21 protein-coding genes and 2 tRNA genes are annotated in these 24,460 nt (G+C 71.9%); 4 read left to right on the forward strand and 19 right to left on the reverse strand.

What is annotated here, in order from left to right; genetic code table 11:
• Positions 1-4 precede the first annotated feature (4 nt).
• The 5 genes from ACGF3A_RS30575 to ACGF3A_RS30595 form a co-directional block, all read right to left on the reverse strand.
• On the reverse strand, positions 5-904 hold the full coding sequence (locus tag ACGF3A_RS30575) for a helix-hairpin-helix domain-containing protein (RefSeq protein ID WP_393733625.1): 900 nt from the start codon (positions 902-904) through the stop codon (positions 5-7).
• Between the two features lie 379 nt (positions 905-1,283).
• Positions 1,284-2,129: a DegV family protein gene (locus ACGF3A_RS30580; RefSeq protein ID WP_393733847.1), complete on the reverse strand. Its 846-nt coding sequence runs from the start codon at positions 2,127-2,129 to the stop codon at positions 1,284-1,286.
• A gap of 41 nt (positions 2,130-2,170) precedes the next feature.
• Entirely contained in the window at positions 2,171-2,842 is a 672-nt protein-coding gene (locus tag ACGF3A_RS30585) for a hypothetical protein (RefSeq protein WP_393733626.1), read from the reverse strand.
• Between the two features lie 191 nt (positions 2,843-3,033).
• Positions 3,034-5,907 carry a leucine--tRNA ligase gene (gene leuS, locus ACGF3A_RS30590; RefSeq protein ID WP_393733627.1) on the reverse strand — a complete coding sequence of 958 codons (2,874 nt, stop codon included), beginning with the start codon at positions 5,905-5,907 and terminating at the stop codon, positions 3,034-3,036.
• Positions 5,908-6,330: 423 nt separating this feature from the next.
• Positions 6,331-6,403: transfer RNA gene (locus ACGF3A_RS30595), tRNA-Ala, on the reverse strand.
• A gap of 206 nt (positions 6,404-6,609) precedes the next feature.
• Between ACGF3A_RS30595 and ACGF3A_RS30600 the strand changes: the two genes are divergently transcribed.
• Positions 6,610-8,058, forward strand: a complete 1,449-nt coding sequence (locus ACGF3A_RS30600) for a glycosyltransferase 87 family protein (protein ID WP_393733848.1) — start codon at positions 6,610-6,612, stop codon at positions 8,056-8,058.
• Here ACGF3A_RS30600 and ACGF3A_RS30605 read toward each other — a convergent pair.
• The 3 genes from ACGF3A_RS30605 to ACGF3A_RS30615 form a co-directional block, all read right to left on the reverse strand.
• Complete coding sequence (locus ACGF3A_RS30605; protein WP_173869806.1) at positions 8,027-8,260, reverse strand: hypothetical protein; 234 nt, start codon at positions 8,258-8,260, stop codon at positions 8,027-8,029. The genes ACGF3A_RS30600 and ACGF3A_RS30605 overlap by 32 nt on opposite strands.
• A 7-nt stretch (positions 8,261-8,267) precedes the next feature.
• A complete protein-coding gene (locus tag ACGF3A_RS30610; RefSeq protein ID WP_393733628.1) occupies positions 8,268-8,447 on the reverse strand; it encodes a hypothetical protein in 180 nt (59 codons plus the stop codon).
• A gap of 102 nt (positions 8,448-8,549) precedes the next feature.
• Positions 8,550-10,133 (reverse strand): MFS transporter, encoded by a 1,584-nt coding sequence (locus tag ACGF3A_RS30615; RefSeq protein WP_393733629.1) that lies wholly within the window; start codon positions 10,131-10,133, stop codon positions 8,550-8,552.
• A gap of 94 nt (positions 10,134-10,227) precedes the next feature.
• Between ACGF3A_RS30615 and ACGF3A_RS30620 the strand changes: the two genes are divergently transcribed.
• Positions 10,228-11,205: a helix-turn-helix transcriptional regulator gene (locus ACGF3A_RS30620; protein WP_393733630.1), complete on the forward strand. Its 978-nt coding sequence runs from the start codon at positions 10,228-10,230 to the stop codon at positions 11,203-11,205.
• Positions 11,206-11,350: 145 nt separating this feature from the next.
• On the opposite strand, the gene ACGF3A_RS30625 is transcribed toward ACGF3A_RS30620, so the two are convergent.
• From ACGF3A_RS30625 to ACGF3A_RS30650, 6 genes are all read right to left on the reverse strand, one after another.
• Positions 11,351-11,423: transfer RNA gene (locus tag ACGF3A_RS30625), tRNA-Ala, on the reverse strand.
• 64 nt (positions 11,424-11,487) lie between these two features.
• Entirely contained in the window at positions 11,488-12,123 is a 636-nt protein-coding gene (locus ACGF3A_RS30630) for a histidine phosphatase family protein (RefSeq protein WP_393733849.1), read from the reverse strand.
• Positions 12,124-12,149: 26 nt separating this feature from the next.
• The gene (gene rsfS, locus ACGF3A_RS30635; RefSeq protein WP_393733631.1) at positions 12,150-12,572 is read right to left on the reverse strand and encodes a ribosome silencing factor; all 423 of its coding nucleotides are present in this window, start codon (positions 12,570-12,572) and stop codon (positions 12,150-12,152) included.
• 137 nt (positions 12,573-12,709) lie between these two features.
• On the reverse strand, positions 12,710-14,458 hold the full coding sequence (locus ACGF3A_RS30640; RefSeq protein ID WP_393733632.1) for an LCP family protein: 1,749 nt from the start codon (positions 14,456-14,458) through the stop codon (positions 12,710-12,712).
• Positions 14,455-15,090 (reverse strand): nicotinate-nucleotide adenylyltransferase, encoded by a 636-nt coding sequence (gene nadD / locus ACGF3A_RS30645; RefSeq protein ID WP_393733633.1) that lies wholly within the window; start codon positions 15,088-15,090, stop codon positions 14,455-14,457. Before nadD ends, ACGF3A_RS30640 begins: the two co-directional genes overlap by 4 nt.
• A gap of 79 nt (positions 15,091-15,169) precedes the next feature.
• Positions 15,170-15,346: a hypothetical protein gene (locus ACGF3A_RS30650; protein WP_344531796.1), complete on the reverse strand. Its 177-nt coding sequence runs from the start codon at positions 15,344-15,346 to the stop codon at positions 15,170-15,172.
• Positions 15,347-15,605: 259 nt separating this feature from the next.
• Between ACGF3A_RS30650 and ACGF3A_RS30655 the strand changes: the two genes are divergently transcribed.
• Complete coding sequence (locus ACGF3A_RS30655) at positions 15,606-16,751, forward strand: M48 family metallopeptidase (RefSeq protein WP_393733634.1); 1,146 nt, start codon at positions 15,606-15,608, stop codon at positions 16,749-16,751.
• Here the strand turns inward: ACGF3A_RS30655 and ACGF3A_RS30660 are convergent.
• The 5 genes from ACGF3A_RS30660 to proB form a co-directional block, all read right to left on the reverse strand.
• The gene (locus ACGF3A_RS30660; RefSeq protein WP_393733635.1) at positions 16,714-17,844 is read right to left on the reverse strand and encodes a hypothetical protein; all 1,131 of its coding nucleotides are present in this window, start codon (positions 17,842-17,844) and stop codon (positions 16,714-16,716) included. The genes ACGF3A_RS30655 and ACGF3A_RS30660 overlap by 38 nt on opposite strands.
• 193 nt (positions 17,845-18,037) lie before the next feature.
• The gene (locus ACGF3A_RS30665; RefSeq protein ID WP_393733636.1) at positions 18,038-18,847 is read right to left on the reverse strand and encodes a hypothetical protein; all 810 of its coding nucleotides are present in this window, start codon (positions 18,845-18,847) and stop codon (positions 18,038-18,040) included.
• Between the two features lie 49 nt (positions 18,848-18,896).
• On the reverse strand, positions 18,897-20,165 hold the full coding sequence (locus ACGF3A_RS30670; RefSeq protein WP_393733637.1) for a glutamate-5-semialdehyde dehydrogenase: 1,269 nt from the start codon (positions 20,163-20,165) through the stop codon (positions 18,897-18,899).
• Between the two features lie 79 nt (positions 20,166-20,244).
• Positions 20,245-20,619 (reverse strand): hypothetical protein, encoded by a 375-nt coding sequence (locus ACGF3A_RS30675; RefSeq protein WP_393733850.1) that lies wholly within the window; start codon positions 20,617-20,619, stop codon positions 20,245-20,247.
• A gap of 317 nt (positions 20,620-20,936) precedes the next feature.
• Complete coding sequence (gene proB, locus ACGF3A_RS30680) at positions 20,937-22,082, reverse strand: glutamate 5-kinase (RefSeq protein ID WP_393733851.1); 1,146 nt, start codon at positions 22,080-22,082, stop codon at positions 20,937-20,939.
• Positions 22,083-22,350: 268 nt separating this feature from the next.
• Between proB and ACGF3A_RS30685 the strand changes: the two genes are divergently transcribed.
• Complete coding sequence (locus ACGF3A_RS30685) at positions 22,351-24,432, forward strand: hypothetical protein (RefSeq protein ID WP_393733638.1); 2,082 nt, start codon at positions 22,351-22,353, stop codon at positions 24,430-24,432.
• Positions 24,433-24,460 lie beyond the last annotated feature (28 nt).

Raw genomic sequence — 24,460 nt, forward strand, 5'->3', positions numbered from 1 at the left:
GGAGTCACGGGGTCACCTGGGGCTTCATGTCGGCGAAGCGCTTCTCGCCGATCCCGTTGACCTCGCGGAGCTGGTCGATGGAGGTGAATCCGCCGTGCTCCGTGCGGAACTCGATGATGTGCTGGGCCAGCACCGGGCCGACGCCGGGCAGGGTCTCCAACTGCTCGGGCGTCGCGGAGTTCAGACTCACCGGGGTGCCGGACGCCGCGCCGCTCGCGTCCGCGCTCCCGGTGCCGCCGGGTGCCGTGGGAGGAGCTCCGGGGCTCGGGGCAGGCACCGCCGCGGCGCCGCCCTTGCCGCGTCCCGCGACCACGATCTGCTCGCCGTCGACGAGGAGCCGGGCGCGGTTCAGCGTGCCGGTGTCCGCTCCCTTGCGCAGACCGCCCGCCGCGTGGAGGGCATCGGCGACCCGGGAACCCGACGGCAGCCTGTGCACCCCGGGCTCGCGCACCTTCCCCGCCACGTCGATCACCAGACGGCGCCCGGGGGCGGCCCCGGCCCCGGCCTTGGCGGCCAGGTCCGGCGGGTCCTCTCCGGCGGCCGGGGCCACGGGCGCCTGCCGGGACCGTTCAGGCGCCGCGACGCTCTGCGGACGTCCCACCCAGAAGTGGTGCACCGCGAAGCCGACGGCGATCAGGAGCACGAGCCCCAGCGCCACCAGCGTCCTGAGCTCCATCCCGCATCTCAACTGGAGCCACACCGGGAGCCGTTCCCGCATGGCCAGCCGGGCGCGCTCGCGGGCGGGGAGCCCGGCGCCGGACTCGGCCTCAGGCGCCTCCTCGGGCTCGGGCCTCCGCTCAGGCTCCCTCGCCCAGCCCTGCTCTCCCTCCCGCTCGCCCTCCCGGCGCAGCCTGCTCTGCCGGACCGCCTCCCGGGCTGCTGCGATGGCCTCCGCGCGCGGCATGACCTCGGGCGGAGGCGGACCGAGCGAAGGCGGCCCGGCGAGGAGGGAAGCGGCCCTCTCCCCGGGGCCTCCGGGCGGGGCCTCTGCCCGATCGCGCCGGGACAGGCGGCGGTGCCGGGCGCCCAGCCGCCCCGGACCGGGATGGGCGCGCGGTCCGCCCGGAGGGCGCGAGGGCGGGCTCCGCCTCGGTCGCGAGGGCGTCCGGGGAACGGGCTCCGTGGCCATGTCAGGGGCATCGGACTGTGCACGGTGATGTGATCGCGTACTCATGCGACAGACGCTACGGACGCCCCGCACCCCTCAGTGATGTTGCTCAATTCCCGGGGAAAACCCCGCAGTTGTGGATAACTCCATCACCCGTGCGAGTGATTCAGCGCCCCTACCGCCGCGAGACCACAGCCCCCAGCAGTCCCGGCCCCGTGTGCGCCCCGATCACCGCGCCGACCTCGCTCACATGCAGTTCGCGCAGGTCCGGCACCCTTTCCCGGAGCCGCTCAGCGAGCTGCTCCGCCCGCTCGGGAGCGGCGAGATGGTGCACGGCGATGTCCACGGTGGCGTCCCCCGCGTGCTCGACCACGATCTCCTCGAGCCGCGCGATGGCCTTCGAGGCCGTGCGCACCTTCTCCATCAGCCCGATGCGGCCCTCGTCCAGTTCGAGCAGCGGCTTGACCGCGAGCGCGGAGCCGAGGAGTGCCTGGGCCGCGCCGATCCTGCCGCCCCGGCGCAGATAGTCGAGCGTGTCCACGTAGAAGTAGGCCGAGGTGCCCTCGGCGCGCTTCTCGGCCGCCGCCACGGCGTCCTCCAGCGAGCCGCCCGCCTCCGCCGCCTCCGCCGCGGCGAGGGCGCAGAAGCCGAGCGCCATCGCGACCACGCCCGTGTCCACGACCCGCACCGGCACGGGCGCCTCACGCGCGGCCAGCACCGCCGCGTCGTACGTCCCCGAGAACTCGGCCGACAGGTGCAGCGAGACGATCCCGTCCGCGCCGCCCTCCGCCGCCGCGCGATACGCCCGCGCGAAGGTCTCCGGGCTGGGCCGCGACGTGGTCACCGGGCGCCGCTCCCGCAGGGCCGCCGCCAGGGACCGCGCCGAGATCTCGGTGCCCTCCTCCAGCGCCTCGTCGCCCATCACCACGGTCAGCGGAACGGCGTCGATACGGTGCCGCTCCCGCTCCGCGAGCGGGAGATACGCCGTGGAATCGGTGACGATCGCGACATGGCGGGACACAGGACGGGACATGGGCGTGAGCGTATCCGTGGACTTGCGGCTCAGGGGGCGCTCCGGGGGTGACGCTTCTCGAAGCCGGGCAGCGGGCGCTTCGGCTCGTCCGGCAGCTGCAACGGCTCGACGCCCTCGCCCACGGCCCGCTCCCCCTCACCCTTGGCGGGCGGCTCGGCAGGCTCCCAGTGGCGTAGCGCTCCCGACTCGATCTCGATCTGCTCGCGCAGCGAGGCCAGCTCCTCCGGGGAGGAACGGCGGGCGCGGTCCTGCGCGGCGAACCGGAGCGAGTCCGCCGACTCCTTGATCGCCGTCATCCGCTCCCGGGCGTCCGGCAGCCGCTCGGCGACGCGGGCGCGGTCCGGCTCGCGCTCCATCAGGACACGCAGCTCGCCGTCGAGCTGGCGCGCGTGGTCGTGGAGCCTGTCCAGCAGGCCGACCGCCTCCTGGAGCGAGGGGTCGTCGGAGGCGGCGGTCTCCAGGGCGCGGCGGGTGCTGTCGATGGACGAGCGCAGTTCGAGCCGGACCCGGGCGACCTCGCCGACGGGTCCTGGCTGCATGCTGCGGGCCTTGAGACTGGTCTCCTCGACCGTGTTCCTGACCTGGGTGCCCGTGCGCTCCACGCCGCGCTTCACCGCGCGGACGGCCCGTACCGTGACGACCGCTCCGAGCACGACGAAGAGCACGAAGAGCACGGCCACCAGGCCGATGACGAATTCCACGGCCGCTCCTTGTCCGTCCGCGCCGGTCGACGGCCCCGCTGTACGTCGATTCCGTCGATGCCGTCGTTCCCGTCCAGCGTAAACGGGCGGGGGCGGCACAGGGTTCCTCGGAACCCCGACCGCCCCCGCAATCGCCCCGTAAGGGACGCCGAAAGCGTCAGGCACCAGGTACCGGCGCCTGATGTCGAGCGTCAGGCCGGTACGACGTTCACCAGCTTGGGCGCGCGCACGATGACCTTGCGGATCCCCGCGCCGCCCAGCGCCGCGACGACCGCCGGCTCGGCCAGCGCCTGGGCCTCCAGGTCGGCGTCCGAGATCGACGGGGAGACCTCCAGGCGGGCCTTGACCTTGCCCTTGATCTGGACGACGCAGGTCACGGTCTCGTCGACCACGTAGGCCGGGTCGGCGGCCGGGAAGTCCGCGTAGACCACCGAACTGTCGTGGCCCAGCCTGCGCCACAGCTCCTCGGCGATGTGCGGGGCCAGCGGCGCGATCAGCAGCACCATGCGCTCGGCCACCGAACGCGGCACCTCGCGCACCTTGGTCACATGATTGTTCAGCTCGGTGATCTTGGCGATGGCCGTGTTGAAGCGCATCGCCTCCATGTCCTGCTGAACGCCGTCGATCGCCTTGTGCAGCGCGCGCAGCGTGTCCTCGTCGGGCTCCGCGTCGACGACGGTGACCTCGCCGCTCGCCTCGTCGATCACGTTCCGCCACAGGCGCTGCAGCAGCCGGTACTGGCCGACCACGGCGCGCGTGTCCCAGGGGCGCGAGACGTCCAGCGGGCCCATGGCCATCTCGTACAGCCGCAGGGTGTCCGCGCCGTACTCGGCGGCGATCTCGTCCGGAGTGACCGCGTTCTTCAGGGACTTGCCCATCTTGCCCAGCAGACGGCTGACCTGCTCGCCCTGGTAGAAGTAGGCGCCGTCGCGCTCCTCGACCTCGGCGGCCGGTACGGCGATGCCCCGGGCGTCACGGTAGACGTACGCCTGGATCATGCCCTGGTTGTACAGCTTGTGGAACGGCTCGGCCGACGAGATGTGGCCCAGGTCGAACAGCACCTTGGACCAGAAACGGGCGTACAGCAGGTGCAGCACGGCGTGCTCGGCACCGCCGACGTACAGGTCCACGCCGCCGGTGGGCTGGCCCTCGCGCGGCCCCATCCAGTACCGCTCGACCTCCGGGTCGACCAGCCGCTCGCTGTTGTGCGGGTCCAGATAACGCAGCTCGTACCAGCACGAACCCGCCCAGTTGGGCATGGTGTTGGTCTCCCGGCGGAAGCGCCGCGGGCCCCTGCCGTCACCCAGGTCCAGGGTGACGTGGACCCACTCCTCGTTCCGGGACAGCGGGGTCTCCGGCTCGGTGTCGGCGTCGTCCGGGTCGAAGGTGCGCGGGGAGTAGTCCTCGACCTCCGGCAGCTCCAGGGGCAGCATCGACTCGGGCAGGGAGTGCGCGATGCCGTCCTCGTCGTAGACGATCGGGAAGGGCTCGCCCCAGTAGCGCTGACGGCTGAACAGCCAGTCGCGCAGCCGGAAGTTGACCGTGCCCTCGCCGATCCCGCGCTCCTCCAGCCACCGGGTGACGCGCTCCTTGGCGTCCGTCACGTTCAGGCCGTCCAGGGAGACGTTGTGGTCGCTGGAATTGACGATCCTGGCCTCGTACGACACGAAGGCGTCGTCCCACGTGGACGGGTCCTGACCGCGCTCGTCGGACGGCTCGACCACGCAGCGCATGGGCAGCTCGAAGGCACGCGCGAAGGCGAAGTCACGGGAGTCGTGCGCGGGGACGGCCATGATGGCGCCCGTGCCGTACCCCATCAGGACGTAGTCGGCGATGAAGACGGGCACCCGCTCCTCGCTGACCGGGTTCAGCGCGTACGCACCGGTGAAGACGCCGGTCTTGTCCTTGGCCTCCGCCTGGCGCTCGACGTCCGACTTGGCGGCGGCCTGCGCGCGGTACGCGGAGACGGCCTCGGCCGGGGTCGCGTGGCCGCCCGTCCACACCTCGTGCGTGCCCTCCGGCCAGGCGTCCGGCAGGATGCTGTCGACCAGCGGGTGCTCGGGGGCCAGCACCATGTAGGTGGCGCCGAACAGGGTGTCCTGGCGGGTGGTGAAGACCTCGACCGCCTCGTCCCCCAGGGGGAAGCGGACGCGGGCGCCCTCGCTCCTCCCGATCCAGTTGCGCTGCTGCAGCTTGATGGCCTCGGGCCAGTCCAGCGCGTCCAGGTCGGTCAGCAGGCGGTCGGCGTAGGCCGTGATGCGCATGTTCCACTGGCGCAGCTTGGCCTTGAAGACCGGGAAGTTCCCGCGCTCCGAACGGCCGTCGGCGGTGACCTCCTCGTTGGCCAGCACGGTGCCCAGGCCCGGGCTCCAGTTGACCGGCGCGTCCGAGGCGTAGGCCAGGCGGTACTCACCCAGCAGGTCGGCCTTCCCGCGCTCGTCCAGCTCGCTCCAGGGGGCCGTGCCGTTCGGCGTCTCGCGCTCCCCCGACTCGAACTGCTTGACCAGCTCGTCGATCGGACGGGCCCTGTCGGCCTCCGTGTCGTACCAGGAGTTGAAGATCTGCAGGAAGATCCACTGCGTCCACCGGTAGTACTCCGGGTCGATGGTCGCGAAGGACCTGCGCTGGTCGTGACCCAGGCCCAGGCGGCGCAGCTGCGCCTTCATCTGGATCATGTTGGCCTCTGTAGAGGCACGCGGGTGGGTGCCCGTCTGGACGGCGTACTGCTCGGCGGGCAGGCCGAACGCGTCGAAGCCCAGGGTGTGCAAGACGTTGTGCCCCGTCATCCGGTGGAAGCGGGCGAAGGCGTCCGTCGCGATGTACCCCAGCGGGTGGCCCACGTGCAGCCCGGCCCCGGACGGGTACGGGAACATGTCCATCACGAACTTCTTGGGCTTCGCCGCCTGCTCGGGGTCGCCGCCCAGCTCCCCCTCGCCGGGGTTCGGCGCCTCGTAGGTGCCGTGCTTCTCCCAGAAGTCCTGCCAGCGTGCCTCGATGTCGGCGGCCAGGGCCGCCGTATAGCGATGGGGGGCCGCGGTCTCGGCGGCGGTGGTCTTCTCGCTCATCGTCCTCAAAGCTCCATCGGTCGTCTCTGCCCAGCGGTCGCCAGCGCTCAGGCGTAGCACTCGAAACGAAAAAACCCCTCGCACAGGAGGGGAAGCCGCGCCGATTCCGACCCCGGTGACGGGGGGTCGGGATTGATCAGCGCGGCTCGCTAAGCAGAAGGCGTACAGCACGCATGCGGTCAGGGTACCGCAAGGCACAGGAGGGGCCTCACGCCGTCCACAGAACGACAGAGGGCGACCCATCCAGACCAAAAGAGGCCAGCCCACTCAGAACAACAGGGGGCACCCCACCAGATCGACAGAGGGCACCCCACCCAGGGGGTGCGGGTGGCGAAGCCCCCGCACCGCGCGGCGAAGCCGCGCAAAAACGACGAGGGCGACCCGGTCTGCGTTCCCCGCAGACACAGCTCGCCCTCGTACTCGTGGAGCTAAGGAGAATCGAACTCCTGACCTCTTGCATGCCATGCAAGCGCTCTACCAACTGAGCTATAGCCCCGGGATCTGGCCCGCCGGGGGCTTCCCCGCGGCGGCTTCGCCAACCTTACACGCCTCCACCCATGGGACGCCAAATCCCTTTTCCCTCGCCCTCTCGCCCCCTCTTCATCATTCGCTATACATCTCGCGTATACACCGCGTGTATAGTGTCCGGCCGTGCACACCCTCACTCAGAGCGCCGAAGGCAAGTGGACACCGACGGTCCGGGTGGCCCGGGCGGTCCGGGCGAAGCTGCTCACGTGGCCGTACACCATCGCCCTCGTGGCCTGCGCGCTCTCCTTCGCGGCCTTCTGGCTGGCCCAGCGCGCCTCCGGCGTCTCGATGATCGACCTCATGGTCTACCGGGCCGAGGGCTGGACCGTGCGCAACGGGGACGACCTGTACGCGATGCGGGCCACCGACTCGGACCTCCCGATGACGTACCCGCCGTTCGCGGCGCTGCTCTTCCTTCCGCTGACCATGGTCGGCGTCCCCGACATGCGCGCCCTGGCCACCCTTGCGAACCTCGTGCTCCTGGTGGCTCTGATCCATCTGTCACTACGGCTGGCAGGACGCCCCCTCCGCGTCCCCCGCCCCGCGGCCGCCCTGTTCCTGGCCTCCTTCGCCGTCTGGTGCGAGCCGGTGTGGACGACCCTGCGGTACGGCCAGATCAATCTGCTCCTCGCCGTGCTCGTCCTGTGGGACCTGTCACGCAGCCGCGACCACCGCTGGGCCGGGGTGGGCATCGGGATCGCCGCGGGCATCAAGCTCACACCCGCGCTCTTCGTGGTCCTCCTCGCCATATGCGGCTCCGTACGGAGCTGGCGACACGTACGGCACGTACAGCACGTACGGCACACAGGCAGGGGCGCCACAACCGTCAGGGCCGTCAGGGCCGCGGACCTGTGGAACCCGTGGCTGCGACAGGCAGCCGTCGCCACGGCGGCCTTTCTGGCCACCGTTCTGCTCGCCGCGCTGGTGCTGCCCCGGGACTCGCTCCATTTCTGGACGGAGACGCTTTTCGAGTCCGGACGGGTGGGCCGCACGGAGAACTCCGCCAATCAGTCCCTGAGCGGTGTGGTGGCCCGTCTGCTGCACACGCCGGAACCGGGCGGGCTCTGGGCCGTCCTCGCCGCGCTCGTCGTCGTCCTCGGCCTGGCGGTGGCCGTCGCGGCCGCGCTGGCCGGGCCGCGGCGGCTCCCTCACGCGCCCGCCTGGGCCGCCATGGCGTGCGCGGTCACGGCGCTGCTGGTCAGCCCCGTCTCCTGGTCGCACCACTGGGTGTGGTGCGTGCCGATGGTGGTACTGCTCGGGGCCGAGGCGCACCGGCGGTCCAGCGCGCGCTGGTGGGCCGGTACGGCGGTCACGGGGCTGGTGTTCCTGTCGTACGCCCCCTGGCTGGTGCCCCAGGCTCCCGCGGCCCCCTTGTCCGTATCGCCCGAACTCCACCAGAACGGCGGTCAGATGCTTCTTTCGGCCATCTATCCGCTCGCGGGCGCCGTATTTCTGACCGTGGCGGCCGTGCTCTCCGTACGGGCGCTCCGTACGGACACTCCGCGGCCCGCACCGCACGAAACCGGACGAACAGGGCCCCAGGAGCGGCGGGCTGAAGCCGCGTCAGAGTGCCTGGCCAGGAGGGGTGCGGTCAGGCTGTGGCGAACGAATAGAAGCGCTTGAGCGTGCAGTGGGCGTCCAGGAGGCGGCCGTAGATCGGCTCTCCGTCGAGCTCCCGGTACGTCTCGATGGGATCGCCCTTTATGATCAGCGCCCGTGCGCAGTCCTCGCACCAGTACTGGTACGAGGGATTGACCGGCTCCATGTCGCGCACGATCGGTGTGCCGCTGCCGCACCAGTCGCACTTTCTGCTGTGTGCGCCCATCGCTCACTCAGCTCCAGATGTGGCCACAAGCCGTGCACACGTAGGAAACTCCTCCATTGTCACCGAGCACTTGGGCGACATTCGATGAACCGCAGGACGGGCACTCCAGGGCGTCCGGGCGGGCCGTCGGGTGTTCCGGCAGGAGTGCGGCCTCCGTGGCGTCCTCGTCGAGGACTCTCGTCGACATCGCACTCGTCCCTCCCCTCTGGCCTTCCCCCTTCCAGCCGTCACGATTCTGCCACGTTCTTCCCCGTGTCCTAAGCCCCGGTCAACGATCCGCCCGAGCTGCTCACAGGTCCGCGCGGCGCCGCGTGAGCGCCCTCACGACGCCCCCGAGGCACCCTGCCACGGCCGCCGCCGCCATCGCGCCACAGGTGAGCGCCATCGCGTGCGCGGAGGCCGACAGCCCGGTCCCCGACTCCGCGTGGCCGAGGAACGCCGCCCCGAAGACCGCGACTCCGACGAGCAGCCCCAGCTGCGCCGTCGTCACCAGGAGACCGCTGGCGTCCGCCGCGTCCTCCTGCCGTACGCGCGCCACGGCACCGGCCAGCACGGGGTTGTACGCCAGGGACATCCCCAGGCCCTCCGTCGCCATCAGGACGTACACCAGCGGGCCGCCGTCCCCACCGCCCGCGTAGAGCGCGCCGATGCCGGTGAGGGAGGCCGCGCCCAGCAGGAAGCCGCCCGGGGACAGCAGGGGGTGCCAGCGCTCGGGGAGCCGCCGCCAGCCCAGCCCGGCCACCGAGAACGCGGCACAGGTCGGCACCACTGTCAGTCCCGCACGCAACGCGCTCTGCCCGAGGCCGCCCTGAAGGTGCAGCATCAGGACGAAGGTGAAGCCTCCGTTGACGGCCATCATGGTGAGGATCCGGAAGACGGCGAGGGGCACGCCCGGAGCGCGCAGCACCCGGGGCGACAGCAGCGGACTGCCGCCCCTGCGCGACAGCCGCGTCTCGTACAGCACGAACACGGCGAAGACCACCGCGCACAGCAGCAGCGACACCCAGCCCCACAGCGGCCAGTCCAGCTCCTGCCCCAGCACGACGGGGACGGTGAAGAGCAGCACGGCGGCGGCGAGCAGGAAGAGCCCGGGCAGGTCGAGCGCCCGTGAGGACGCGCGGCCCCCGTCGGCCCCGTCGGCCCCGTCCGCCCCAGCGGTCCCAGCGGTCCCAGCGGTCCCGCCGGCGCCGCGGCCGCCCAGGACCCGCGCCCCGGCCGCGAGCAGCAGCACGCCGATCGGCACGTTGATCAGGAAGACGGGACGCCAGCCGGAACCGAAGAGGTCGGCGCTGACCAGTCCCCCGCCGAGCATCTGCCCCGCGGCGGCTCCCACGCCCAGCACCGCGGCGTACGCGCCCAGCGCCCGGGTGCGCGACGTCCCGGTGAACGTGTGCTGGATCAGGCTGAGGACCTGCGGCAGCATCAGCCCGGCGCCCGTGCCCTGCGCCAGCCGGAACGCGATCAACTGCCCGGACCCCTGGGCGAGTCCGCACGCCAGCGAGGCGACGGTGAACAGCGCGAGCCCGCCCAGGAACATCCGCCCGTGCCCCACCCGGGCCCCGAGCCGCGCCCCGGTGATCAGCAGCACCGAGTACGCGATCGAGTAACCGGCGACGACGAGTTGGAGGACGGCGCCCGAGGTGTGGAGGTCGGCGCGCAGATCCGGCGCGGCGACGTTGACGATGAAGGCGTCGAGGACGCCCATGAACTGGCCCGTGAGAACGATCGCCAGGAGCCGCCCGGGCCGCGACCGGGAGCGGGCACGAGAACGGGCACGAGAACGGGGCGTGACCGCCGGGGCGCCCGGATTGTCAGTGGTGTGGGCTCTACTCGATGCAGGGATGTCCGATGTCACGGAGGGGGTCGAGGTCATGCCGAAGAGCCTGGGACCGCGCCGGTACGGGTAACGAGAGCCCCCGGATGCTGGTACTGACAGCACCTGGCACCGTCCCGCCGCTGCCCGCACCATGAAGGACGTGAGCACCATCACCCGCACCCCCGCCAAAGCGCCGGGCGCCAGGGGCCGTTCGGACCGGCGTCGCCGCACCGAGCTGACCGCGTTCCTGCGCAGCCGCCGCGCCCGGGTCACCCCCGAGGACGTCGGCATGCCCGGCGGCCTCCGCCGCCGCACCCCGGGGCTGCGCCGCGAGGAGGTCGCCCAGCTCTCCGGCGTCGGCGTGACCTGGTACACGTGGCTGGAGCAGGGCCGCCCGATCAACGCGAGCGTGCAGGTCCTGGACGCCGTGGCCCGCACCCTCCGGCTCGACACCACCGAGCGCGAGCACCTGTACCACCTGGCCGAGGTGCCCTACGTGCCCCCGCGCCAGGCCGACCCGCAGCACATCGGCCCCGAGGTCGAGTCGATCATCCACACCCTGGACCCCCTCCCCGCGGCGGTCTACAACGCGAAGTTCGACATCCTCGCCGCCAACACCGCCTACACCCACGTGCTCCCGGGCGCCGACCACCCCGACCCGGCCGAACGGAACATGCTGTGGCGGCTGTTCGGCTCCGTGCCCCTCTGCTGCTGCGCGATGGTCAACCCCCGGGACGAGCTGGCGACGGCGGTCGCCACCCTGCGCGGTGGCTACGGGCGCCACATCGGGGACCCCGCGTGGGAGAGCTTCATCCAGCGCCTGTCGGACGCGAGCGAGGACTTCAAGGAGCTGTGGGCGAGCTGCGACGTCGCCCCGCCGGGGGCAAACCTCAAGATGATGTGGCACGCGGAGGTCGGCGAGCTGTGGCTGACGTCGACCTCGCTGGAGATCAGCAATGTGCCGGAGGCCCGCATCGTGGTCTACACCCCGCACAGCGAGCGCACCGAGGCCCTCCTCGCCAAGCTCCGCACCATAGAGGACCCGATCGTCGGCTGCCCCGAGCACGCCCGCCCGCTCTCCGAGATCCGCGCCGAGCGCCGCCGGACAACGAAAGACCCCGCTCCCTGAGGAGGCAGCACAGAACCGTTCCGCTCCCGCCCCAGCGCCAGGGGGTGCGGGTGGCGAAGCCCCCGCCACGCGCGGCGAAGCCGCGCAAAAAGACGAGGGCGACATGGTCTGCGTTTTCCGCAGACACACATCGCCCTCGCGCTCGTGGAGCTAAGGAGAATCGAACTCCTGACCTCTTGCATGCCATGCAAGCGCTCTACCAACTGAGCTATAGCCCCAGGTCGGGCGCCGGAGCGCCGCGAACGAGAAGAAGCTTACCCGGTGACCAGGCGAAAGAGGAAATCAGTCGTCGTCGCCGAGCACGGGCTCCGGGAGGCTGCCCGCGTTGTGCTCCAGCAGCCGCCAGCCGCGCATCGTCTCGCCCAGGACCGACCAGGAGCAGTTGGACAGACCGCCCAGCGCCTCCCAGGTGTGCGGCGCGAGACCGATCAGCCGGCCGATGGTGGTGCGGATGGTGCCGCCATGGCTGACGACGACCAGGGTGCCGCCGTCGGGCAGCTTCTCGACGTTCCGCTCGACGACCGGCGCCGCCCTGTCGGCGACCTCGGTCTCCAGTTCGCCGCCGCCCCTGCGGACCGGCTCGCCGCGCTTCCACGCCGCGTACTGCTCGCCGAAGCGCTCGACGATCTCCTCGTGCGTCAGCCCCTGCCAGGCGCCCGCGTACGTCTCCCGCAGCGCCTCGTCGTGCGTGACCTCCAGCCCCGTGAGGGCCGCCAGCTCCGCCGCCGTGGCCGCCGTGCGCTTGAGGTCGGAGGCGATGATCGCGTCGGGCCGGAGCGCGGCCAGCAGCCGGGCCGCGCGGCGCGCCTGCCCGATGCCCTCCTCGGTCAGCTCGATGTCGGTGGATCCCTGGAAGCGGCGCTCCAGGTTCCACGCCGTCTGTCCGTGCCGCCAGAGGACGATCTTGCGGCCCCGGATCTCGCCCGGGGCCCCCGTCTGCCCGTTCAGCTCAGCTCTCCGTCCAGCTCGCCCGCGTGCTCCGCGCCCTTGCCCCGGGTCGCCTTGGCCTCCTCGGGGAGGTCGATCTCGGGGCAGTCCTTCCACAGCCGCTCCAGCGCGTAGAAGACGCGCTCCTCGCTGTGCTGGACGTGCACGACGATGTCGACGAAGTCCAGCAGCACCCAGCGGCCGTCGCGCTCGCCCTCGCGGCGCGCGGGCTTGGCGCCCAGCTCCTTCTGCAGCCGCTCCTCGATCTCGTCGACGATGCCCTTGACCTGGCGGTCGTTGGGCGCGGAGGCGAGCAGGAAGGCGTCGGTGATGGCGAGCACGTCGCTGACGTCGTAGGCGACGATGTCGTGCGCGAGCTTGTCGGCCGCGGCCTGGGCGGCGGCGTTGATCAGCTCGAGGGAACGGTCCGTGGCGGTCACAGGCAAGCTTTCGGGTCGGGAGCGGGTCCGCGCCCGGGGCGGCGGAGCAACGGATCAGTGGATCCGCTGATCGGCCGGGGACGCGGTCAGCGTGTACGTATCAGGTTCCAGGGTCTCACGCGCCGGGGACACCGCCCTCAGCCTTTGTAGTCCCGGCCGAGCACCACGCTCACGTCGGCGTTCGCCGCGCCCTTGGCCTGGCGCACGGTGGTACGGACGCCGAGCGTCTTGGCCACCTCCTCGGCCTTCGCCTTCTGCTCCGGCTTGGCGTACGTCACCTGCGTACGGGCGCTCACGGCACCGGCCGCACCGCCCTTCACGACCGAGTAGCCGCCGTTGACCAGCGCGACCGAGGCCGCGTCGTCCGCGCCGCGGTCGCCGCTCCCGTTCTTCACGCTCACGCGCAGTGCGGCGCCCGGGTCGGAGTTCTTGACGGTGCCGCCCAGGACGTTCTTGACCATGCCGTCGCTGACCTGCTGGCTGAGCGTGCCGTTCGCCCGTACGGGCAGCACCTGGGTGCGGTACTTCCCGCCCTTCGCGCGGTCGGCCAGCTTGGCCAGGGACGCGCCCAGCTCGGACTCGGAGAGCGAGGGGTCGGGGATCTGGCCCAGGGACTCGACGGTCTTGGTGGCGCCCTTCGGGTCGCTGGAGAGCTTCTTCAGGGCCGCCTGCATGACCTGCCCGAACCGCGCGAGCTGCTTGCTCTGCGGCTCGGCCGTGCCTCGGTACGTCGCGTATGCCACAGCGGCCTTGCCGTCGAGGTCCTGCGCCTTGCCCGCGCGGACGAGCGGCTTGTCGCCCTTCTTCTTGCCCGGCACGGTCGCGTCCGTGTCGAGGGCGATGCCGCCGACCAGCTCGACCATGTTCTCCAGGAAGGGCGTGTCCAGCCGCCAGGTGCCCTGGATGTGCGAGCCCAGCAGGGTGTCCAGCGCGTCCCGCGTCGGGGAAGCGCCCTCGTCCTCGACGGACTTGCCGAGCGTGGTGGTCGTGCCGTCCTCGGTCGAGACGGCCAGGGAGTTCGGCAGCAGCACGGTGTTGCCCTGGCCCGCGCCCTCGTTGTCGACGAGTAGGGCCGTGGAGCTGCCGTCGTTGTCCGTGGAGCGCAGGTGGACGACGATGACGTCCCGCTTCTGCCCCGCCGCGGCGCCCTTGTCGTCCTTGGCCCCGTCCAGTCCGGGCAGCATGCCCGCGTACCAGAGGTAGCCGACGCCGCCCACGACGACCAGGACGAGCGCCACGACGAGCGCCACTCCCCGGTTACGGCCGCGCCGCTTGGCCTCCTCGCGCCGCTCGGTGCGGCTCTCGGAGAACTTCAGCCAGTCGATGACGTCCTCGGAGTCCTCGTCCGGCTCCTCGATGAACGAGAACTGCGCGGTGTGGTACTCCCGGTCGTCCCCGTCCCCCCGCTGCCCCGGCACCTGCGCCTCGGGCCCGGGCGTCGGCCCGGAGGGCGCCTGCGCGGGCATCTGCATCTGCCCCGTCGCGGGACCCGCCGGGCCCTGGTCCGCCCCCCACTGCTCCTGCTGCGGCGCCTGGGCCTGCTGCGGGAACCACTCCTGCTGCTGCACCTCTTGCGGATACTGCTGCGGCTGGGGCTGCTGGGGCTGCTGAGCCGACTGGCCGTACGGGTCGTAGCCGTACGCCTGCTGCTGATCGGAGTAGCCCGCGTAAGGGTCGTACGCCTGAGGCGCCTGAGGCGCTTGCGGCACCTGCTGGGAGTGGGGCTGAGGCTGCTGCTGCCCGTACGGGTCGTACGCACCGTCATAGGTGCCCTCGTACGAGCCGTACGTGGCGGGGTCCTGCCGGTAGACCGGGCGGCCGTACTCGTCGTAGCCGACGATCTCGGGCTGCTGGCCGTACGGGTCGTATCCGTAGCCGTCGTTCACGCCTGCGGGTCCTCCTCCCGATACAGGGCCCGCTTGCTGATGTAGCGCACGACGCCGTCGGGCACCAGGTACCAGACCGGGTCGCCGCGTTCCACACGGGCGCGGCAGTCGGTCGAGGAGATCGCCAGCGCGGGGACCTCCACCAGCGAGACGCCGCCGTCGGGCAGGCCGGGGTCGGCCAGCGCGTGGCCGGGGCGCGTGACGCCGATGAAGTGGGCGAGCGAGAAGAGCTCTTCCGTGTTGCGCCAGCTCAGGATCTGGCCCAGCGCGTCGGCCCCGGTGATGAAGAAGAGGTCCGTGTCGGGGTTGAGCGCGGCCAGTTCACGCAGGGTGTCGATCGTGTACGTCTTGCCGCCGCGGTCGATGTCGATCCTGCTCACCGAGAACTGCGGGTTCGACGCGGTCGCGATGACCGTCATCAGATAGCGGTCCTCGGCGGGCGACACCTTCTGGTGGCTCTTCTGCCACGGCTGCCCGGCCGGGACGAAGACCACCTCGTCGAGGTGGAAGCGCGCGGCGACCTCGCTCGCGGCCACCAGGTGGCCGTGGTGGATGGGGTCGAAGGTCCCACCCATCACGCCGAGCCGCCGCTTGTCGGTGCCGGGCGCCTCGCTCCCGCCGTACTCTCCCATGCGTGCCGACCTTATCCTCTGTCCGGTCCTGTCCGGGCGGACCGACGGCCCGACGGGCGTACGGCCCGCCGCAGCGGGCTCAGCGGTCGCGGTTGAAGCGGGTGGTGATCCACAGCAGCAGGAACAGCGCGAGCAGTGCGCCGCCGCCGGTCAGCAGGGGGTTGAGGCTCTCGTGCGCGCCCTCGCCGCCGTGCTCGCCGCCGGAGGCGAGGGACATCAGGGCGTGGTGGGCGGTGCCAGTGCTGGGCAGAGTCATCGTCGGCGGAACCTATCCCGTGTGAGGCGGACAGTGGGCGGTACGGCACGGGCCGCCTCAGGCGGCGCGGACCGTACGTGCACAGACCGTGCGGACACACAGTTGCGCAGGCACATCGTAAGCGTGCGCCCCCTCAGCGCTCACGCCGACTCAGCCCAGAAGGACCTCAGGGGAACGTCAGGGGCCCCGGGGGGAACGTCAGGGGCCCGTAAGGCGTCCACCATCTAGGCTGGACAGTCACGTCAAGGAGGGGAACACCATGACAGACGGCACAGGGGGCACCGAGCGGCTTCCGGGCCGCGACAGGCGGCGCTTTCCGGGAATCTCGTCCCGTGCGTACGAGCACCCCGCGGACCGTTCCGCACTGGTCGCGCTGCGCAAGCTGAGCGGGTTCGACACGGTCTTCAAGGCACTGAGCGGGCTGCTCCCCGAGCGCAGCCTGCGACTGCTCTTCCTCTCCGACTCGGTGCGGGTCAGCGATCAGCAGTTCGCGCATCTCAACGCCATGCTGCGCGACGCCTGTTACATCCTGGACCTGGAGAAGGTCCCGCCGATGTACGTCAACCAGGACCCGCAGCCCAACGCGATGTGCATCGGTCTCGACGAGCCGATCATCGTGGTCACCACCGGGCTCGTGGAGCTGCTGGACGAGGAGGAGATGCGCGCCGTCGTCGGCCACGAGGTCGGCCACGCGCTCTCGGGTCACGCGGTCTACCGCACGATCCTGCTCTTCCTCACGAACCTCGCGCTGAAGGTCGCGTGGATCCCGCTGGGCAATGTCGCGATCATGGCGATCGTGACGGCGCTGCGCGAGTGGTTCCGCAAGTCGGAGCTCTCGGCCGACCGCGCGGGGCTGCTGGTGGGCCAGGACCTCCAGGCGTCCATGCGCGGCCTGATGAAGCTGGCGGGCGGCAATCACCTGCACGAGATGAACGTCGACTCGTTCCTGGCCCAGGCCGAGGAGTACGAGTCGGGGGGCGATCTGCGCGACTCCGTCCTCAAGATCATGAACGTGCTGCCGCGTACCCACCCCTTCACCACGGTGCGGGCCGCCGAGCTGAAGAAGTGGGAGGCCAGCCGCGACTACCAGCGGATCATGGACGGCCACTACGCCAAGCGGGAGAACGACAAGGAGACCTCGGTCTCCGACTCGTTCCGCGAGTCCGCGAGCCACTACGCGGACACGGTGAAGAACAGCAAGGACCCCCTGATGGGCCTGGTCCGCGACATCGCGGGCGGCGCCGGGGACATCGGCGGCAAGCTGCGGGACACCTTCGCGGGCGGCCGGGGCGGCTCGGGCGGATCAGACTCCGGCGGATCAGGCTCGGGCGGGACCGGCGGGACCGGCGGGCCGGGCGGCGGGAGCGCTAACGGGAAGGACGATCCGGGCTCGGCTGAGCGCTAGCCGCCATCACGCCGCACATCGAGGCCATCGACCGGCCCCTGGCGTAGGGGTCGGTCCCGGCCGGACCGTCGTCCTTGGCGCGCTCGCCCGCGAGCAGCGGCTTGAGCGCGTCCGAGGGGTCCGCTGAGCAGGCCATGGGGCCGGCGCGCATGGAGACCTGCCGCACGCTGAGCTGGTGGGTGCGCAGGTCGTCGCGCTCGAAGCGGAAGCGGACCTCGCGGCGCACGGTGAAGAGCGAGGCGTCCCGCTGGGCGTGCTTGCCCTTGCCCGCGTCGGTGGGCCGTACCGCGTAGACGAAGACGTGGTCGGCGGTGACCTCCAGCGCGTTGGCCCCCGCCTCGTGGACGGACAGGGTGCCGTTGACGCGGACCTTCGGGTCCGCCAGGGCGGTCTTGGCGGGGTCGAAACGGACCATCCAGCCGGTCGCCAGGTGCCGCCCGTCGTTGCGCGGGCTGTCGAGGCTCCGGTCGAACTGACGCTGCTGTCCGGGCGTCAGCAGGATCCGTACGGGACGGACCGCGCCGCCGGTGAGCACGTCGGGGTCGAGGGAACTCTCGACCACGTAGTCCTTGGCGCCCGTGAGGGCCGCGAGGACCTGGCTCTCGGAGAAGTGTTTGCTGCGCCGCGCGGGCGGCAGGGTGACCCCTTCGGCGCCCGTACGGAACTGGGCCGCCGGACTGTGCTCGTACAGGTCGGCCGGGGTGGCGCCGGGGACGGCGCCGCGGGGGGCGAGCGGGAGCAGGTCGAGCCGCATGGGCTCGGCCGAGGGCTTGGGCGCGGACTGGTAGGGGTTCCGTATCCCCATGTAGATCGCCGTGCCGAAGGCTATGGCGATCAGCAGCACCAGCACGATGCCCTGGCGGGAGAAGCCGAAGCCGCTCTTGCCGGTGCCGGAGCCGGAGTCCGGACCGGACGGGGGACGGCTGCGTACGGCCGCGTGCTCCTCGTCGTCCATCCGCTCCTGCGCGGAGAACTCCTGGAGGCGCGCAGCCTTGATGAACGATTCATCGAACACCAGAGATCGGTATTCTTCCTCGCCGCCTCCGGGACCGCCCTCGGGCTGCCCCTCCGGAGGATCCACTCGCCCGGCCATAGGAACAGGGTAGGACCGCCGGGGCGATCGTAAACGCCCTGGTTCGGGACAACTTCCATGATTGTTACCTGTCCGCGTCCCGGCCTCCACGGGGCGGGCGCACGCCGACAGGGGGCCCGATGCGGGAACCGGGACAGGTGCCGGGGCCTTACGCCGTCAGAGGGGCCGTCGTCAGGCCGCCGTCGCGCCGTCGTCAGCCCGGGGGCGGTTCCGCCGAGGCCGTCGGGGCCCCGGTGTCCGCGGAGACCGAGGGCAGCGCGTCGGGCACGCTCGCGCCCGGGGCCCCGGAGGGCTCCACGCCCGTCGTCGCAGGCGGCGGCGAGGGGTCCTGGCGCTGGCTGGCCGCGCCGCGGTAGACGGCGGTGAAGGCGAGGGCCACCATGCCGATGCCCATCACCACGGCCAGCACCCAGGCGATGGGGCGCTGCCAGGTGCCGTGCCCGCGGTACGGGCGGAGGGCGCCGCCGTGCGTGCCGTAGGGCCCGCCGAAGCGGCCGCCCCGGGAGCGCCCGTAGGCTCCGTACGTCCCGTGCCCGTATCCGTAGTCGCTGCCGTGCTCGTACGCGGGGTCGAGCTCCGGCGGGTATCCCGGGGTGCCCGGGCCGTACGCCGGGTCGTATCCACCGGGGGCCGAGGGCGGGGGCGTGAAGCGGCCGTCGCGCCCGGTGTCGTACTCCGGGAAGTCCGCCGTGTAGTCGGAGCGGTCGAAGCGGCCCTCGTCACCGTAGGCGTCGTCGGGGTCGTCCGGGTCGGCTTCGCGGTCGAACTCGTCCCCGCGTCCGTAGCCGTATCCCTCTTCCCATATGCGGGGCAGCTCACTCTCCGCGTGAGACTGCGCCGCCGCGAGTATGCGCTCGGTGGCGGTGGGCTCATGGACCTCCGCGGCCCTTACGAAGTCCTCGTCGAGCACCACGGAGGCGAACTCGTCGTCCGCTGCCCCGTGGTCGCGGCTGTCGGGCTCCTCACCGTCCTGGAACGGCTGGCCCCCCACATCGTCCGGCACGGGTCCAGCGTAGACCTATGCGGTCAATTTGGGCAGGGAGAGCGGGAATTCACTCACGGATGTGACCGTCACCTGTGACGACGTACTTCGTGGACGTCAGCTCCGGCAGCCCCATGGGACCGCGCGCGTGGAGCTTCTGGGTGGAGATCCCGATCTCGGCGCCGAAGCCGAACTGGCCGCCGTCCGTGAAGCGCGTGGAGGCGTTGACCATGACCGCCGTCGAGTCGACGAGGGCGGTGAAGCGGCGGGCCGCGGCCGTGTCGCGGGTGACGATCGCCTCGGTGTGCCCGGAGGTCCACTCGCGGATGTGCGCGACGGCGTCCTCCAAAGAGGGCACGACCGCGGCGGCGATGTCGTACGAGAGGTACTCGGTGCCCCAGTCCTCGTCCGTGGCCGGGACGACGTCGGCGCTCGCGGCCTGCCACGCCGCGTCGCCGTGCACGGTGACGCCCGCCTCGCGCAGGGCCTCGACCGCGCGCGGAAGGAACGCGTCCGCGATCCCGGCGTGCACGAGGACCGTCTCGGCGGCGTTGCAGACGCTGGGGCGCTGGGCCTTGGAGTTGACGAGGATCGCGAGCGCCGTGCCGATGTCCGCCCGCTCGTCCACGTACACATGGCAGTTGCCCGTGCCCGTCTCGATGACGGGGACGGTGGACTCCTCGACCACGGTCCTGATGAGCGAGGCGCCGCCGCGCGGGATCAGCACGTCGACCAGGCCGCGCGCCCGCATCAGCTCCTTGACGCTCTCACGGCTCTCTCCCGGCACCAACTGCACCGCGTCGGCCGGGAGTCCGGCCTCCTCCACCGCGTCCCGCAGAACGGCGACCAGGGCCGTGTTCGAGGCGTACGCGGACGAGGAGCCGCGCAGCAGTACGGCGTTGCCCGACTTGAGACAGAGCGCGGCGGCGTCCACCGTGACGTTCGGCCGGGCCTCGTAGATGATCCCGATCACGCCGAGCGGGACGCGGACCTGGCGCAGCTCCAGCCCGTTGGGCAGCGTCGAGCCGCGCAGCACCTCGCCGACGGGGTCGGGCAGCGCGACCACGTCGCGCACGTCGGCCGCGATGGCCGCGATCCGCTCGGGGGTGAGCGTGAGCCGGTCCACGATCGCCTCGGGCGTGCCCTCGGCGCGGGCCTTCGCGACGTCCCGCGCGTTGGCCTCCGTGATCTCGGCCGTACGCGCGGTGAGCGCGTCCGCGATCGCGTGCAGCGCCGCGTCCCGCGCGGTGCGCGGGAGAGGGGCCAGCGTCGCCGCGGCCTTCCTGGCGCGGCGGGCCGCCTCGGTGACGGGGGACTGCGGGGACGTGGCGTCGCTCATGCCGGGAAGCCTAGCGGCGTCCCGGGGGCGCGCCGTCCCCTGTTCGCATGCTGAACGCGCCGGGGCCCGGGGAGGGCGCTCAGAAGGGGTGCACGCCCACCGGGGTCGCCGGGGGCGGGCCGTAGCCCTCCGCGATGCGCTGGTGGTACGTCTCGCGCCCGATCACCTCAAGGCCCACGATCTCCCAGGGCGGCAGCTTCGCCGAGGCCCGGTGCTCGCCCCACAGCCGCAGCGCGACGGCCGCGGCGTCGTGCAGGTCACGGGCCTCTTCCCAGTAGCGGATCTCCGCGTGGTCGTTCGCGTACCGGCTGGTCAGCAGAAAGGGGTGGTCGTGGGCGAGCTGCTCCAGCCCCCGGCGGACCTCCTTGAGCGGTGCCTCGTCGCCCGCCACGCTGAGGGTGATGTGCCAGAGCCTGGACTCCGCTCCGCCGTCGGGCTGGGGGAGAGACCCCATGTCGACGCTGGCCAGTCGTCTCACCGGTGGCCTCCTGAGTGGTGCTGGTGTCGTGCTCGCGTGCCGCTGGTCCCGCGCTGCCGCGGCGCAGGGGGAGATGGCCGCTGCGACAGCCGCTGCAACAAAGTTGACCAGCCCGAGGACGCGCGCGTGGCGGTTTTCAGGAACGTGTCCGTGGAAAGGCTGGTCTTTTTCCGATCTCACCCGCGCATGACGACCGTCAGGAACACGGGACGAGGTCAATCTCAGGCGCGCGGCCGACGCCACCCCCGGACGCGCGGCCGACGCCCCCGTCAGGCGCGCGGCCAGCACCGCCGTCAGGGGCGCAGCAGCACCAGGTCGTCCCGGTGCACGACCTCCCGCTCGTACGCCGGGCCCAGCTCGCGCGCCAGCTCGTGCGTCGTACGCCCCAGCAGCCGCGGCAGCTCCTTCGCGTCGAAGTTGACGAGCCCCCGCGCGACCGCGCGGCCGTCCTCGTCCCGCAGCTCCACGGGGTCGCCCGCCGTGAACTCGCCCTCGACATGGGCGATCCCCGCGGGCAGCAGCGAGGTGCGCCGCTCCACGACGGCCCGGACGGCGCCCGCGTCCAGGACGAGCGCCCCCAGCGGCGTGGACGCGTGCGCGAGCCAGAGCAGCCGCCCGGCGGCACGCCGTCCCGTCGGATGGAAGTACGTGCCCGTCGTACGGCCCGCGAGCGCGTCGGCCGCGTGCACGGCGGAGGTCAGCACCACGGGGATGCCCGCGCCCGCCGCGATCCCGGCGGCCTCGACCTTGGTCGCCATGCCGCCCGTGCCGACCCCGGCGCCGCCCGCGCTGCCGATGTCGATCCCCTCCAGTTCGGCGGGGCCGCGCACCTCCTCGACGCGGGTGGTGCCGGGGGTGGCCGGGTTGCCGTCGTAGAGGCCGTCCACGTCGGAGAGGAGGACGAGCAGGTCCGCGCGGACCAGATGGGCGACGAGGGCGGCGAGACGGTCGTTGTCGCCGAAGCGGATCTCGTCCGTGGCGACCGTGTCGTTCTCGTTGACGACCGGGACCGTGCCCATGGCCAGCAGCTGGTCCAGGGTGCGGTACGCGTTGCGGTAGTGGGCGCGGCGGCTGGTGTCGTCGCTGGTGAGGAGGACCTGTCCGACGCGCCGCCCGTACCGCGCGAACGACGCCGTGTAGCGCGCCACCAGCAGCCCCTGGCCGACGCTCGCCGCCGCCTGCTGGCGGGCCAGGTCGCGGGGGCGCTTGGCGAGGCCGAGCGGGGCGAGCCCGGCGGCGATGGCGCCCGAGGAGACGAGCACGATCTCGCGCTCGTCCCGCTCGGCGTGCTTGGCGAGGACGTCGACCAGCGCGTCCACCCGGTCCGCGTCCAGGCCCCCCGCCGCGGTGGTGAGGGAGGAGGAGCCGACCTTGACGACGATCCTGCGGGCCCTGACCACCGCCGGTCGTCCGCCCCTGCCGTTCGCCGTCGCGCCCACGTCCGTGCCCACCGTCTTCCTTGCCCCTGTCACGCTCCGCAATGTACGACAGCGCCGCCGCGGGACGCTCGGCGGTTCCGCGCTGTGGACACGCGAGGACACGTGAGGACACGTGAGGATGGTTACCTTTGCCCCCGTACGGCCGGTCTGGTCCAGCTGAAGATTGTCACTTGGCCCGCCCGCGTCATACGGTCAGTGGTCGACCTGGCCACCCCCACAGGCCACCCCCATGTGAACACTTCGACTCTCCATGCCAGGAGCCCAGCCCGTGCCCTCTGCCGGACTATCCTCTCGACGCGCCGTCCAGCTGGCGGCGCTGCTCGCGCTGCTGGTGTTCTACACCGCGCAGCTCGCGGGCGCGCTGCTGCCGAACGTGCCCGTCTTCGTCGGCGCCTCCCTGGCGGGACTCGCGCTCGACATCTATCTCACGCACCAGCAGCCGCGGCTGCTCACCCTGCTGGGCAAGGTGCGGTTCGACGTGACGACCCGGCAGTTGCTGCGCGACATGCTCATCGTCATCGGACTCGTGCGTATCCCCGACGTCCCGCCGGACATCGAGCGTCCCCTCACTCTGCTGCTGCTCGTGGCCTACGCCGCGCACTTCCTCTGCCAGGCAGTGGCCCAGCTCGTCCGGCGCACCCGCACCCTGCCCGTGGTCACGCGGAACGTGGACACCTCGGGCCTGCGGCTCACCAAGGCCCCGCCGCGGCTGCTGGCCCGCCAGCCCAGCCGCCGCCTGCTGCGCTTCTCCGTGCCCGGCACGGTCGGGCTGATGCTCTGCGCGAGCCTCTCCCAGGCGGAGTGGGGCATCCTCGGCGTCACCGTGACGCTGGTGCTCTCCCTGGCCGGCGCGTTCTACCTGGGCACCTGGCTGCTCCCGAAGAACCGCAGGTCGAACGATCAGCGCGTGCTGGAGTGGCTCGACGGCTGGCTGGCCGACTACCGGCCGACCGTCGGCATGTACTTCTCCGGCGGCACCACCTCGGCGTACCAGGCGAACATGTGGCTCTCCACCCTCGCCCAGCTGGACGGCAAGCCGCTGATCGTGCTGCGTGAGCGGTTCATGGTGCAGAAGATCGACGCGACGGACATCCCGATCGTCTGCATCCCGAAGGTCGCCGACCTGATGCACCTGGAGCACTCCACGCTGCGGCTCCTGCTGCACCCGGCGAACTCCGGCAAGACCTCGCAGATCCTGCGCATCCCCAGCATCAAGCACGCCTTCACCAACCACGGCGAGAGCGACAAGCTCTCCTCCTGCAACCCGTACGCCAAGGCGTACGACCAGGTGTGGGTCGCCGGTCCCGCCGCCCGCGAGCGCTACCAGCTCGCCGAGGTCGGCGTCGACGACCGCGACGTGGTCGAGGTCGGCCGCCCCCAGCTCACCCCGATCCGCCCGTACGAGGGCGCGCCCACCGGCCGCTTCACGACGGTCCTGTACGCGCCCACGTGGGAGGGCTGGGACGGCAACCCGGGCAACACCTCCGTCGTACTGGCGGGCGAGAACATCGCGCGCGCCCTCCTCGACGACCCGGGCGTCCGCCTCCTCTACAAGCCGCACCCGATGACCGGCTCGGTCGACCCCCGCGCGGGCGAGGCCGACCGGCGCATCCGCGCCATGATCGCCGAGGCGAACGCGGCACGGACCGGTGACCGGCCCGGGGCCGAGGCCACCGCCGAACTGGAGCGCCGCGCCGCCGAACTGGACCTGGCGACCACCACCGCCTTCCGCAAGGGCGCGGACGAGATGGAGCGCATGAAGCTCCAGGTCACCCCCGAGCCGGGGCGCGCGCAGCGCGTGGAGGAGGCACTCGTGGCCTGGGAGGACGCCTACTGGGCGGCGTTCCCGGAGTGGGAGCACCAGATCGTCACAGGGCCGCGCCCGGCGATCTTCACCTGCTTCAACCAGGCCGACCTGCTGATCTCCGACGTCTCCTCGGTCGTCTCGGACTACCTGACGAGCGAGAAGCCGTACGCCGTGGGCAACACCAGCGGCATGAGCGAGGAGCAGTTCAAGGAGACCTTCCCGACGGTCCGCGCGGGCATGGTGCTCTCGCCGGACGCGGCGCAGATCCCGGCCCTCCTGGAGTCGGTCCGCCACCCGGAGAAGGACACCCTGGTCCAGGCCCGCAAGGAGCTGAAGACCCACCTCCTCGGCCCCTCGGACCCGCCGTCCCTGGTCCGCTTCAACGAGGCGGCCCTGAGCCTCGCCGCCGAGGCCGAAGCCCGCAACGAGCGCGTCGCCCGCCGCACGGCCGAAATCCCGGGCCAGCGCGAGGCGGACGACGCCGCGGAGGAGACCGAGCTGGACCCCACCGCGGCCGACCCGGAGGACGCGGTCACGGCCTGACGACCGGTTTCGCCCCCGGCCCCCGTCG

Origin of the sequence: Streptomyces sp. NPDC048172, from assembly GCF_043202595.1 — a bacterium.
Classification (GTDB): Bacteria; Actinomycetota; Actinomycetes; order Streptomycetales; family Streptomycetaceae; genus Streptomyces.

Bases quoted from the DNA above. Each gene is read 5' to 3' on its own strand.
- ACGF3A_RS30575 (WP_393733625.1), bottom strand. From the start codon at position 904: ATGCCGCGCGCGGAGGCCATCGCAGCAGCCCGGGAGGCGGTCCGGCAG.
- leuS (WP_393733627.1), bottom strand. From the start codon at position 5,907: ATGAGCGAGAAGACCACCGCCGCCGAGACCGCGGCCCCCCATCGCTAT.
- ACGF3A_RS30605 (WP_173869806.1), bottom strand. From the start codon at position 8,260: ATGGGCGCACACAGCAGAAAGTGCGACTGGTGCGGCAGCGGCACACCG.
- ACGF3A_RS30610 (WP_393733628.1), bottom strand. From the start codon at position 8,447: ATGTCGACGAGAGTCCTCGACGAGGACGCCACGGAGGCCGCACTCCTG.
- ACGF3A_RS30615 (WP_393733629.1), bottom strand. From the start codon at position 10,133: ATGACCTCGACCCCCTCCGTGACATCGGACATCCCTGCATCGAGTAGA.
- ACGF3A_RS30620 (WP_393733630.1), top strand. From the start codon at position 10,228: ATGAAGGACGTGAGCACCATCACCCGCACCCCCGCCAAAGCGCCGGGC.
- nadD (WP_393733633.1), bottom strand. From the start codon at position 15,090: ATGGGAGAGTACGGCGGGAGCGAGGCGCCCGGCACCGACAAGCGGCGG.
- ACGF3A_RS30650 (WP_344531796.1), bottom strand. From the start codon at position 15,346: ATGACTCTGCCCAGCACTGGCACCGCCCACCACGCCCTGATGTCCCTC.
- ACGF3A_RS30655 (WP_393733634.1), top strand. From the start codon at position 15,606: ATGACAGACGGCACAGGGGGCACCGAGCGGCTTCCGGGCCGCGACAGG.
- ACGF3A_RS30660 (WP_393733635.1), bottom strand. From the start codon at position 17,844: ATGGCCGGGCGAGTGGATCCTCCGGAGGGGCAGCCCGAGGGCGGTCCC.
- ACGF3A_RS30670 (WP_393733637.1), bottom strand. From the start codon at position 20,165: ATGAGCGACGCCACGTCCCCGCAGTCCCCCGTCACCGAGGCGGCCCGC.
- ACGF3A_RS30675 (WP_393733850.1), bottom strand. From the start codon at position 20,619: ATGGGGTCTCTCCCCCAGCCCGACGGCGGAGCGGAGTCCAGGCTCTGG.